Source organism: uncultured Bradyrhizobium sp., assembly GCF_947648125.1.
GTDB lineage: Bacteria > Pseudomonadota > Alphaproteobacteria > Rhizobiales > Xanthobacteraceae > Bradyrhizobium.
Genome location: NZ_CANSMR010000020.1, coordinates 13,540 through 26,075 on the forward strand (window position 1 = coordinate 13,540; position 12,536 = coordinate 26,075).

10 protein-coding genes are annotated in these 12,536 nt (G+C 63.3%); 5 read left to right on the forward strand and 5 right to left on the reverse strand.

What is annotated here, in order from left to right:
- Window positions 1–99 precede the first annotated feature (99 nt).
- Window positions 100–1,827: an alpha/beta hydrolase gene (locus tag Q0030_RS28530; protein WP_298374719.1), complete on the reverse strand. Its 1,728-nt coding sequence runs from the start codon at window positions 1,825–1,827 to the stop codon at window positions 100–102.
- Window positions 1,828–2,145: 318 nt separating this feature from the next.
- On the opposite strand from Q0030_RS28530, the gene Q0030_RS28535 reads away from it, so the two are divergent.
- Window positions 2,146–3,345: a TrmJ/YjtD family RNA methyltransferase gene (locus Q0030_RS28535; RefSeq protein WP_298374722.1), complete on the forward strand. Its 1,200-nt coding sequence runs from the start codon at window positions 2,146–2,148 to the stop codon at window positions 3,343–3,345.
- Between the two features lie 583 nt (window positions 3,346–3,928).
- Window positions 3,929–4,774 (forward strand): c-type cytochrome, encoded by an 846-nt coding sequence (locus Q0030_RS28540; RefSeq protein ID WP_298374724.1) that lies wholly within the window; start codon window positions 3,929–3,931, stop codon window positions 4,772–4,774.
- A 50-nt stretch (window positions 4,775–4,824) separates the two neighbouring features.
- Here Q0030_RS28540 and Q0030_RS28545 read toward each other — a convergent pair whose 3' ends face one another.
- From Q0030_RS28545 to Q0030_RS28560, 4 genes are all read right to left on the reverse strand, one after another.
- Window positions 4,825–5,595 (reverse strand): glucose 1-dehydrogenase, encoded by a 771-nt coding sequence (locus Q0030_RS28545; RefSeq protein ID WP_298374727.1) that lies wholly within the window; start codon window positions 5,593–5,595, stop codon window positions 4,825–4,827.
- Between the two features lie 11 nt (window positions 5,596–5,606).
- Window positions 5,607–7,271 (reverse strand): thiamine pyrophosphate-binding protein, encoded by a 1,665-nt coding sequence (locus tag Q0030_RS28550; protein WP_298374729.1) that lies wholly within the window; start codon window positions 7,269–7,271, stop codon window positions 5,607–5,609.
- Between the two features lie 113 nt (window positions 7,272–7,384).
- Complete coding sequence (locus Q0030_RS28555) at window positions 7,385–8,611, reverse strand: ABC transporter substrate-binding protein (protein ID WP_298374733.1); 1,227 nt, start codon at window positions 8,609–8,611, stop codon at window positions 7,385–7,387.
- A 230-nt stretch (window positions 8,612–8,841) separates the two neighbouring features.
- On the reverse strand, window positions 8,842–9,297 hold the full coding sequence (locus Q0030_RS28560; protein WP_363323507.1) for a PACE efflux transporter: 456 nt from the start codon (window positions 9,295–9,297) through the stop codon (window positions 8,842–8,844).
- Window positions 9,298–9,389: 92 nt separating this feature from the next.
- Here Q0030_RS28560 and Q0030_RS28565 point away from each other — a divergent pair, with 92 nt between their 5' ends.
- From Q0030_RS28565 to Q0030_RS28575, 3 genes are all read left to right on the forward strand, one after another.
- Window positions 9,390–10,280 (forward strand): LysR family transcriptional regulator, encoded by an 891-nt coding sequence (locus Q0030_RS28565; RefSeq protein ID WP_298374739.1) that lies wholly within the window; start codon window positions 9,390–9,392, stop codon window positions 10,278–10,280.
- Window positions 10,281–10,382: 102 nt separating this feature from the next.
- Window positions 10,383–11,111, forward strand: a complete 729-nt coding sequence (locus Q0030_RS28570; protein ID WP_298374742.1) for an SDR family oxidoreductase — start codon at window positions 10,383–10,385, stop codon at window positions 11,109–11,111.
- A 108-nt stretch (window positions 11,112–11,219) separates the two neighbouring features.
- The gene (locus Q0030_RS28575; RefSeq protein WP_298374744.1) at window positions 11,220–12,494 is read left to right on the forward strand and encodes a tetratricopeptide repeat protein; all 1,275 of its coding nucleotides are present in this window, start codon (window positions 11,220–11,222) and stop codon (window positions 12,492–12,494) included.
- Window positions 12,495–12,536 lie beyond the last annotated feature (42 nt).

Here is a 12,536-nt window from a genome sequence, read left to right on the forward strand (position 1 = left end):
CCGGGTATGCACTTTCAGCCCATCTTTTCACCGAGAACCGCCATTCTGACGACGGCTCTCGATCCTTGTCCTGGACGGGTTTTCCGCGCCTGAACCCCTCTAGAATGGGACCTGCGTCGCGGTCCCGGCCACGATGTACCAGGTCACGAACAGGCCGGCGATCAGGGCCCCCGGCAGGCTCGATCCGGTCCGCCGCCAGGTGAAGGTCGCGATCACGCCGACGATTGCCAGGAGTGGTACGAACTGGATCGCGACGATGGTCGAGAGCGGCACGAATCCAGGGTCCGGGACCGGGTTGAACAGCTTGCCCGTCAGCCACAGCGTGCCGTATTGCAGCACCAGCAACACGATGAAACCGAGCGTCAGCGCCAGGATGTTGGTCAGATAGAGCGCTGCGCGCGGCGCGCCCATGGTCGAGAAATTCCGGTGCAGCACATGCAGCGCCACCACGAAAAACGCCGTGAACGGAATCAGATAGATCAGGAAGATGAGGAATTGCTTCGCACTCATCAACTTGAGTGCGACGATCCAGAACCTGAAGTCGATCTTGAAGGCGAGGTCGGCGAGCCAGAGCGCGGCGTAGCCCACCGCAACCGAGGCCAGCGCGATCACGACGGATTGACCGACGAGGCCGGACCGGCTGGCCCGCTTCGGGACGAACCACATCAGGGCCATCGTGATCAGGCCGTTGATGATGGCCCAGACCAGGATCTGGTTGGTGATGCCCTGCGGCAGGAACGCGCTCGGGGTCACCAAGGTGCCGCCCAGCGCAAAGGCCGGGTAGTAGGTCAGTGCCGGGATGAAGGCGGACAGGATGAACGCTATCGTCCAGCGCCGCCCGCTGGCGGCCGTGTGCGCCGGCATGGTGCCGTCGGCAACCGCCGGCAGCCGCAGGCGGGAGAACATCGGTGCCTCCAGCAGCCCATCGAATGTCCCGATCATGAGCGCCACGAAGCCGATCAGCGCGATCAGGGTGCCGATCTCCTTGCGGAACCAGATCTGGTCGTCGACCGGACGAGGCGTGCCGCCCTTCAATGTCTTGGCGAACCAGTCGAGGCTGTAGCCGATCGCCTCATGCGAGATGTGCTCGGCCGGATGGGTCATCGCCGGGGTGTACAGCACCCGGGCGGTGCCATTGGCCGGATCGCCATAGACCTTGCCCGGCTCGACCGCGCCTTGCGTCCCGAACAGCGCCCAGAGCTTTGGGCTCTTGGTGACGTCGCGGGCGAGGTCGACGCCCCACATCAGGGTGGAGAACTCCTCGTATTGGGCGAACACCAGCGCGGTGTTGCGCGGCCAGCTCGCGGTGCCCTCGGCGGCGAACGGCTTGCCGGTGGACGAGCCCTCCAGCACCATCGACTTGTAGTCGTTGGGCATCGCGGTGGCCGCCGCCAGCACGGTCCAGCCGCCCATCGAATGGCCCTCGAGCCCGATGTTGTCCTTGTCGACGAAGGGTAGGCTGCGGAGATAGGTCAGACCATCCGGGCCGCCAAAACCGTTGGCGAAGGAGGGCGGGTCGCTGTAGCCATGGCCGGTCTGGTCGAGTGCCAGCACCACATAGCCGCGGCGGGCGAACTCGATGGCGAAGCCGTCCTGGGTCTCGCGCGAATTGATGTAGCCGTGGACGGCAAGGATGCCGGGCGCCGGGATCTGCGGCGTGGCGTTCGGCGGGACGTAGAGCAGGGCGCTCATGGTGTTGCCCTTGGCGCCCTTGAATCTGACATCCTCGATCCGGATGCCGCCTGTGGTCTGCGTGAGGTGGGCGAGCAGGCCCCCCGCCACGATCAAGACCAGGCCCACAATCGCCAGCGTCCATCTGCCCCGCATCGTCGTCCCCCCAAGTGCTTCGACCCAAGTGCCTCGCCGTTCAACCGGCGTCTCAAGCGTGCCTTTACAGCTTCGCTTTGGTTGTGGTTGATAGCCTATCCGAAGGCGAAGCGCGCGCAAGCGGCAGTCTTCGCTCCGTGCGATTGGGATTCCGATTGAGGATTCGCAAACGCTGCTAACCCTGTTATCTCCTTGGAGAAAATGGTCCCGCGCAAAACCGGTGCAAAGCTGGTTGCGCCGCCCTGCATGAGAGTTTGAGTCGGCTGCTTCGGAAGCTGATTCAAAATCTTCAGACGTTGAATCAGAAAGTGAAGTGAGATGTCCGGCACCGACAAGACCAAGGCAGGGCACGACCTTGCCGGTCCCGTCGTCATCCTGGTCGAGCCGCAGCTTGGCGAGAACATCGGCATGGCCGCGCGCGCGATGGGTAACTTCGCGCTGACCCGGATGCGCATCGTCAATCCGCGTGACGGTTGGCCGAATGTCGCCGCACAACGCGCCGCCGCCGGCGCCGACCACATCATCGGTTCCGTCGAATTGTTCGACACGGTCGAGCAGGCTATCGCCGATCTCACGCTGGTGTTCGCGACCACCGCGCGCGCCCACGACCAGGCCAAGCCGGTGGTCGGGCCGGAAGGCGCGGCGAACGTGATCGTCCGCCATGTCGCATCCGGCGGCGGGGCAGGCATCCTGTTCGGGCGGGAGCGCGCCGGCTTGACCAATGAGGAGGTCGCGCTCGCCAACCGCATCATCACCTTCCCAGTCAACCCGGGCTTCGCCTCGCTCAACCTGGCGCAGGCGGTGCTCTTGATGGGATACGAGTGGTTCAAGCTCTCGACCGCGGGCGCGCTGCCGTTCGCGATGCCCGAGCGGTCCGAGCCGGCTTCCCAGCACCAGATGCAGGCGTTCTTCGACAACCTCGTCGCCGAGCTCGACAAGGTCGAGTTCCTGCGGCCGGCCGAGAAGCGCGACACCATGCTGGTGAACCTGCGCAACATCTTCACCCGGATGGACCCGACCAAGCAGGACATGCACACCCTGCACGGGGTGGTGATGGCGATCGCCGAGGGCCGCAAGGGCCCGGCCAAGGGCGGCGTGCTCGACGGCGCGCAAGCAACGCGGCTGCGGGCGCTGCTCGCCGAGCAGGGCGGGGGCGGTGCCGCCGCCGACAACTCCAGCACGGTGCGCGGGCTCGCCCGGCTGCTCCGCCGCAACCCGACCGACGCCGAGCGGATCCTGTGGCAGGCGCTGACGCGGGATCGCCGCTTCGCCGGCCAGTTCAAGCGCCAGACCCCGGTCGGCCGCCACATCCCCGACTTCGTTTCCTTCGTACACCGGCTCGCGATCGAGCTGGTCAATGCCGGCGAGAGCGACGCCATCGGCACGGACCGCGCCAAACGCCGCGCCTGGCTCGAGGCGCGCGACTATCGGGTGGTCGACATGCAGGTGGCCGATGTCGAGCGCGACCTCGACGGCGAACTGGCGCGGCTGGAAGGGAGTTTGCAACAGGGGCGGTGAGTCCTGGCCGTCGTTCCGTCTGCTCGGTAAGAGTGAGTTCGAGGCACGACTCTCTCCGCGCGTCGTCCCTGCGAAAGCAGGGACCCATACTCCGCGGCCCGAATTGTGAACGGGACTCGTCGTTCCACAATCGCGCAACAATGACCATTCGTGGTTATGGGTCCCTGCTTTCGCAGGGACGACGCTGAATTTGTTGCGCCGCTTGTGAGTCACGCATCCGGGGCGCGGCCCTTCTGTTTGCCCGCCGACCCGCACAAGTTCTTGAGCAGTAGCGATTGGTCGGTGAGGTGTTGATCCCGATAACACGCGCCTCGGATTTCGGAACGGTCGTGCTGCCTTCTCAAACACGTGAAATCTGCTAGATTTTGATTAGCCAGCCCTCCGGCAATCGGATCTGTAGAGAAGAGGGGCGGCGATCGTACCATCGATCCGGGCGCGGCTTTTCTTGCGCGCCGGCTACGTAATTTTGCACATGGCCTTCGCACCGTTGAACACCGGTGCGCACATTTCGCTGACGTACGTTTTTGAAGCCAGAAATCGATCAGAGCTCTATCGCCATACTTAATTGATTGGAGGCGTCGTCATGATCCGTATCGGATCGTTAGCGCTCGTTATCGGTGCGGTATTGACCAACCCGGCCAGCGCACAATCGGAATTGGTCGCGCGCGGTGATTATCTGGTCAACGGCATCCTGACCTGCGGCAACTGCCATACTCCGAAGGGACCGTCGGGGGAGATCAGGGATCGGGCTTTTTCTGGCGGCGCGTCATGGGATGAGCCGCCGTTCAAGGTCACGGCCCCGAACATCACCCAAGACACCGAAACCGGCATCGGCAACTACACCGACGCCGAACTCAAGCAATTGCTGCGGAAAGGCATCAAGCGCAGCGGCACGCGGGTCGCCATGATCATGCCAAGCGGCTTCTACGAGATCATGACCGATCGCGATCTCGATGCGGTGATCGCTTATCTGCGCACGATCAAGCCGATCAGGAATGCGGTGCCGGAGCCAATCTACAAAATGGCACAGGGGCATCCTGTTCCCCCGGGCGGTGAAAGCCCGTACACCGAAGCGATGTTGGGCGACAAGGTGCAGCAAGGATTTTACCTCGCCACGATTGCGCACTGCATGGAGTGCCACACGCCGATGGGTCCGCAAGGGCGAGAATTTGCAACCAGCATGGGCGCCGGCGGCGGCAAGTTTCATGGACCTTGGGGCGTCTCGGTTTCGCGGAACATCAGCTCCAGCAAGACGAAAGGCATTGGCGGCTGGACTGATGACGAGATCAAACGCGCCATCACTCAGGGTGTCAGCAAGGACGGCAGCAAGCTCAATCCGCCGATGGGCTTCCATTACTACGCCACCGTGTCAGCCGCCGATCTAGACGCCATTGTCGCCTATTTGCGCACGGTGCCGCCAAAGGAATAGTCTGAAAAAGGAATAGCCTGAAGCCGCGACACGCTCTGCTGAAGCGCAGCTCAAGCGGCGCTGTAGCCGCCGTCGACCACCTGCGATGCGCCGGTCATGAACGACGCCTTGTCCGAGCACATCCAGACCACGGCCTCCGCGATTTCCTCTGGTACGCCCAGGCGGCGTGCGGGCACCTTGGCGATGATTTCATCGTAACGCTCGTCCATCGTCTCCTTGGTCATCGGCGTCTTGATGTATCCTGGATTGACGCAATTCACGCGGATGCCGTCTTGGGCGTATTCGATCGCAGCAGACTTGGTCAGCCCGACGACGCCGTGCTTGGTCGCGACATAGTGGCCCGACGTCGCAAGGCCGACCAGCCCGGCGATCGAGGCCGTGTTGACGATGGCGCCACCGCTGCCCTGCTTGAGCATCTGCGCGATCTCGTATTTCAGGCAGAGGAAGACGCCCATCAGATTGACGGAAAACATCTTCGCCACGGAGGGCTGCGTGAGCTCATGGATGCGTTGGCCGGGCGGGCCGACGGAGCGCCCGGCCACGCCGGCATTGTTGAACGCGCAATCGATGCGCCCGAACGCCGATACCGTGCGTGCCACCATGTTGGCGACGTCAGCCTCGTCGGTGACGTCGCCCTGGATCGCGATCGACTGGCCGCCCGCCGCATTGATGAGCGCGACCGTCTCGTCGATGCGCTCCTTCGAAAGATCCGACACCGCGACGCGCGCGCCTTCGCGCGCCATGGCAATCGCGGTTGCCCGGCCGATGCCGGAGCCGCCGCCCGTCACCAATGCAGCCTTGCCATCCAGAATGCCTGCCATCAGAAGCTCCTCTAGCGCTTGCCTTCGATTGCGATCTCGACGAGGTACGGACGCTGCGCCGCGACAGCCTTCGCAACTGCGCCGGCGATGTCGTCGGCCTTCTCGACTTTGACCGCCTCGACGCCCATGCCGGCCGCGAGATGCACGAAATCGAGCGCGGGACCGGTGATATCCATGTTCTGATAGGGATGCTGGGTGCCGGCTTCGAAGTTCTGCCGCCAGACATCCACATTGTGCTTGAGGATGCGGTATTCGCCGTTCGCGAGCACCACGAAGACGATCGCAAGCTTGTGGTGCGCGGCGGTCCACAGCGCCTGGATCGCATACATCGCCGAGCCGTCGCCGGAGATCGCGACAACCGGACGGTCCGGCATTGCGACCTTGACGCCGATCGCTCCGGCAAGACCCTGGCCGATGCCGCCGCCACGTCCGCCGAAATAGTCGCCGAAGCCGCGATAATCGAAGGCGCGCGCGAGATCGAGGCTCGCGGTGATGCTCTCATCGACGATGACGACGTCATCAGGCAGACCGCGACGCAGTTCCGCGGTGACGCGCGGCATCGAGCTCGGCTCACGGTTCCAGCTCTTCTCGACGCGCGCGCGATAAGCTTCCTTCTCCTTCGCCTGCAGTTCGGCCAGCGCAGCGTTGCGGTTTTGCGCGGCCTGCCTGAAGTCCGCGCCCGCCTTGGCGCGCAGCGCGTCCGTCAATGCACTGATGCTGACGGCGATGTCGCCGACGATGCCGGCATCGAGCCGGTTGTTGAGCGCGAGACGCTCGGCCGAGGCCTCGATCTGGAGCACGGACGCGCCGTGGGGAATGTGACTATCAGGCGCAAACCAGATGTCCTCGAAGAACGGGCCGCCGATCAGCAGCACGAGATCGGTCTCGCCGAGGATCTTGCGTACCTGCCGGGCGTCGCCGGGGAGCGACTGACGATAGCTCGGATGATTAGTCGGAAAGGGCGCGTGATGCCGCAGCCCTTCGAACCACACGGTCGCACCGATCGTTTCCGCAAGCGCGACCAGCGCCTGCTCGCCACCCGATCGCGCGACGTCGTCGCCGGCGATGATGGCCGGATGGTGTGACTTCAGAAGCAGCGCAAGCATCGCTTCGATGCCTGCCGGATCGGGGCGTGTCGACCGCCACAGATTGTCCGGCGTCGATGCATCGACCGCGGTCTCCTGTTCCATGACGTCGATCGGGAGCGATACGAACACCGGTCCCTGCGGCGCATCGGTCGCCACCTTGAACGCGCGGCGCATGATCGGAGCGATCTCGTCGGCGCGCTCGATCTGAACGCTCCACTTCGTCACCGGCGCTGCCATCGCAACGAGGTCGTGGCCGAGCAGCGGATTGTTGAGCCGCATGCGCGTGTCCTGCTGACCCGCCGTCGCGACCACCGGCGAATTTGCTTTCAGCGCGCCGTAGAGCGAGCCGATACCGTTGCCAAGGCCGGGAGCGACGTGCAGGTTGGCAACGGTGACCCGTCCCGATGCCTGCGCATAGAAGCTGGCGGCGCTGACGGCGACGCCTTCATGCAGCGCCATGATGTATTCGAGTTGAGGAAATGCCGGCAGGCTGTCGAGCAGCGGCGTTTCCGTCGTGCCGGGATTGCCGAAGATATGACGCACGCCGTGCGACACGAATGATTCCATCAGCACACGGCGTCCGCGCATTCACTTCCTCCGGTTGGTTCTGGTCCGTTTTGCGCATCATCGGCCGATGAGCGGGCGATGGCAACTGCAAGCCGGTTCGCGTCCGCGCGGCGCCGATGCAGACGCCCGGACGATCACGCCTTCGAGATGCCGCCGTCGATCACCGGTCCCATCGGCTCGTAGCGTTCGCCGCTGAAGCGCGTCAGTTGCAGTTGCTCGAGCGGATAGTAGTCGGTTGGCGAGGTGTTGATCTTGATGCCGGGCAGCAGCATGTCGGAATCGACATCCTTCAAATTCGCCGCTTGCTTGATGATGTTCTCGGGCGTGACATCGTCGCCGCACTGCTTGAGCACCTGAACCAGGATCTGGCTGGTGAGATAGCCGGTGACGGCGTAGATGTCGTTCTTGGCCGCCGCGGGATCGTATTTGTCGAGGAAGGCCCGCCATTTCTGGATGGCGGGATCGTTGTCCCAGGCGACGTCGACGGGATCCTTCAAATAGGCGCTGGAAATGATGCCCTTGGACACGTCGAAGCCTGCGGCCTTCAGTGTCGAGCCGGCGGAGGAGGCATTGTTGCCGATGTAATGCGCCGGCTGCCAGCCGAGCTCGGCGATCTTCTTGATGCCTTGCGCCGCGAATTTCGGCGTGGTCATGCTCATGAACACGTTGGCGCCGGCGGATTTGCAGCGGACCACCTGGCTGTCGATGGTCGGATCCGCGGTCTCATAGGACAACTCCGCCACGATCGACGATGTCTTACCGCCGAGTCCGTCCTTGAAACCCTTCAGCACGTCGCGTCCGAAATCGTCGTTCTGATAGACGATGCCGATCTTGGGATCGTTCTGTGTCGACAGGACATGCTGCGCGAAGGCCCGGCCTTCGATCTGGTAGCAGGGCTGGAAACCCATGGTGTAAGGGAAGTTCTTGTAGTCGCCGAACTTGGTCGCGCCTGACGCGATGAAGAGGTGCGGGACCTTCTTCTGGTTCATGTATTTCATGATCGCCGCATTGGTCGGCGCACCGAGCGGCGCGAACAGCACATCGATCTCGTCGCCTTCGACCAGCTTGCGCGCCTGCTCGACGGTCTTGGCCGGGCTGTAGGCGTCGTCATAGGTGATGTACTTGATCATGCGGCCGTTGATGCCGCCTTGCTCGTTGATCATCTTGAAATAGCCGCCGGGCGTGCGGCCGATCGATGAATAGACCGCAGCCGGTCCCGAATAGGCGTCGATGTTGCCGATCACGATCTCGGTTTTGCCCTTGGCGATCGCGGGCCTGCCGAGCAGCAGCGTGGCTGACGTGGCGGCAGTGCCCTTGATGAGATCACGGCGGGTGAGCTGGGGTGAACGGTTCCTTGGCATTGTGGTCCTCCGCTTCTTGTTGTTGGCCGTTTTGGCATTGTTGGCCGGCTGGCAGCCTCTGACGGGCATGTCGGCTTGAAGCATTCCATCGCCTCCAAGCCGGATCAAACCAGTCTATGAGTGGAGCGCGGCGGAACTTGTGTGCAGTCGCTATTGCCGGAAATATTCGCGCGGTGTCAGGGTCCGGCGCGGCAGATCGAATGATCCGCCGCGCCGGGCGCCGAGATTGATCAGGCCGGCACGGCCCGGTTCGCCGTACGACCGTGCGTGCGGAGATCGCGGCCCGGGAAGACGCGATCGTACGCGATGTTGAAGACGAACGCGTAGACCAGATAGAACGCGACGATCGAGATATCCATCATCAGCGCCGCCCACAGCGAGATGCCGAGATACCAGGCGACGAACGGGATCAGCAGCACGATCAGGCCGGCCTCGAACAGCATCGCGTGCGCGACCCGGATCGGCATCGTCTTGACGACACGGCCGGTGACGCGGACCAGCGCGTGGTCGAAGCCGAGATTGAACAGCAAGTTCCAGATTGTCGCCACCGTCGCCGAGACGACGCCGATGACGCCCATATGGGCGACCGGCTGATTGAACAGCCAGGCGGCTGCCGGCGTGAAGATGGCGATACCGATCAGTTCGAACAGGACTGCGTGCCTGATCCGGTCGGAGAAGGAACGCATAGACATTTTGAAACCCTTTCTTGTCGTTGCGACCGGGTTTCTATCTGATATTGTGGGATTACAAAGTTAGATAATATCTGGAAAAGAGATAGATGGCCGTTTCCATGGACCAGCTCGAATCCTTCGTGGTGGCGGCCGAGCAGGGCTCGTTCTCCGGCGCGGCCCGGCTTCTGAAGAAAGCGCAATCGGCCGTCAGTACGCACGTCGCCAATTTGGAGACAGACCTCGGGATTGCGCTGTTCGACCGGGCCGGCCGCAACCCGATGCTGACCGAAGCGGGGGCGCGGCTGTTGCCGGAAGCAAAATTGATCCTCGATCGCCGCGAGCATCTGATCGGTGTCGCCAGCAGCTTCGAGGCGCATGTCGAGAAGCGGCTGGTGGCGGCGATCGACGAGCTCTATCCGGAGAGCGCGGTCGGCGAGCTGTTTGCGGAATTCGCCAAGCGCTTTCCTCATGTCGAAGTGGAGCTGCTGTTTCCGATCATGGAGGACGTCAGCCGTCTCGTACTCGACGGCAAGGCTGATGTCGGCGTGATGTGGCGACAGGAGCATCTGCCGCCCGAGCTCGGCTTCAAGACCATCGGCTGGGTGCCGCTGCAACTCGTCTGCGGCAAGAACCATCCGCTGGCGCATGGGCGGGTGGACTGGGAAGAACTGAAGCGGCATCGCCAGATCATGGTCACGGTGCGCAACGAAGGCACCGAGCGGCACCGGCTGCGTGTCGCGGCAGAGGTGTGGTGGGTCGAGAGCCACTGGGTGATCCTGCAGATCCTCAAGCAGGGCGTCGGCTGGGCGCTGATCCCGGCCCACATCATGGCAAGCTCGCAAATTGCCGAGGAACTGGCCGTTCCCGAACTGGAATTCGACGAGGGCGCGCATCCCGTCGCGCTGGAAGTGGTCTGGCACAAGCAGCGGCCGGCGGGGCCGGCGGCAAAATGGCTGCGTCGCCGTTTCGCCACGCGGCCGCCGATGCTCCGCATGTGACGGGACGTGCGCGTCGGATAACGCAGCTCGCCGCATGGGAGCTGACATCACGACCGCGATGTGTTGCCATGCGTGCCGCACTGACCTGACAGGGTGGAGACGATGGCGAAGCAGTTGGAAGGCAAGGTCGCGGCCGTGACCGGGGCGGCGTCAGGCATTGGACTTGCGAGCAGCGAGGCGATGCTGGCCGCCGGCGCGCGCGTGGTGATGGTCGACCGTGACGCGGCCGCGCTGCAAGCGCTCGCCGGCCAGCACGGCGATGCGGTGATTCCGCTGGTCATCGACCTGCTCGATCCGACGGCCTGCGCGAGCCTGCTGCCAAAGATCCTCGAGAAGGCCGGCCAGCTCGACATCCTGCACGCCAATGCGGGGATCTATGTCGGCGGCGATCTCGTCGATGCCGATACCGGCGCGATCGACCGGATGCTGAACCTCAACGTCAATGTCGTGATGAAGAACGTGCACGACGTGCTGCCGCACATGATCGCGCGCGGGACCGGCGACATCATCGTGACGAGCTCGCTCGCCGCACATTTCCCGACGCCGTGGGAGCCGGTCTATGCCTCATCGAAATGGGCGATCAACTGCTTCGTGCAGACGGTGCGGCGCCAGGTGTTCAAGCACGGCATCCGCGTCGGCTCGATCTCGCCCGGGCCCGTGATCAGCGCGCTGCTCGCGGACTGGCCGGCGGAGAAGCTCGAGGAGGCCAAGGCGGCGCGCAGCCTGCTGGAGGCGAGCGAGGTTGCCGAGGTCGTGATGTTCATGCTGACCCGACCGCGCGGCATGACCATCCGCGACGTCGTGATGCTGCCGACGAACTTCGATCTGTAGGCAACATCGCGCCCATACCGTCGGCCTGCCGTTGCGGCACAAGCAACGGAAGGTTGTGTTGCGGGCAGGAGCTTTGCTACTAGTCTCCCGGTGGGCGTGGGGGACGATGTGACAGAACGGGTAAAACGTGCATTCGCCGCCAGGGCGATGATGATCGCGCTTGGAGTGCTGCTGGTGCCAATTCCGGCTGCGCGTGCACAACTTCTCCCGCCAGCCAAGTGCACCGTGGCCGGAAACATCAGCCTGGATGATCGCATCGCAGGTTGCACTGCCTTGATCGAGGCGATGTCGACCAATTTGCAAGGAGCGATCTCTGCGCATTTTCGACGGGCAGCGCTCTATCTTGATAAGAACGACGTTGATCGGGCAATCGAGGACTACAATTACGTCATCGAGCGCGATCCGAACAATCTGATCGCCCTTCTCCGCAGGGCATGGGCGCATAAACGGAAGGGCGAGGTCGATACAGCGCTTGCCGACTACGGTCGAGCCATAGAACTCGCTCCAAAAGACACCTACGCATACCTGGGACGGGCTGGCGCCTACTTGATCAAGCAGGATGTTGACAGCGCGATCGACGACTACGGCCGAGCCCTTCTAACCCATCCCGACAATGTGGCTGCGTATGTCGGCCGCGGGCGCGCCTACAATCTCAAGGGCGAGCCAGATCGGGCGATAGCTGACTGCAATCGTGCGATCGAGATCAGCCCGGAACGCGGGACGGGGGTAGGCCTCATCTGCCGTGGCCACGCGCACATCGTCAAGGGCGACATAGAGCTCGCATTGGACGACTTCAATCAAGCTATCCGTTTCAATCCAAAGAATCCCCTGCCTTATGTTGGCCGAGCCAGCATCCTTCGCGCTCGCGGCGACCTCGAACTGGGACTATCCAACATCAAACAGGCGATCGAGCTGACCCCGAACGATCCTCAACTTCATCGCTGGGCGGGGAGCGCTTACTTTCAAGGCGGGCTCCTGTCGGAAGCGAACGACGAGTTCGTCCGCGCCGGCGAGCTCGATCCGAAGGATGTTTACACGCAGCTATGGCTCGACCTGGTACGTCGCAAGACTGGTCAATCGAGCAAGCTTGACGAGGTCGCCAAGCAGCTTGACATGTCACAATGGCCGTCGCCGATCGTTCGGCTTTTTCTCGGCACCACGGCGCTGGAAGCGGTCGTTAAGGCCGCCGACGATGCCAATCCGGTCAAGGTGAAGGGGCAGCTTTGCGAAGCGCATTTCTATGGCGGTGAGCTGGCGCTGGCGAAAGGTGCGACGGACGAAGCCGTGCGGCTGCTTCGCCTCGCCGCTGACGGATGCCCGAGGATCTACTTTGAATGGGCGCCAGCCAATGCCGAGTTGCGCAAGCTCGACACCAGACACTGATGGTATTTGACGATCGCGGGCGGCCTTCCTGCCGGACGTCGC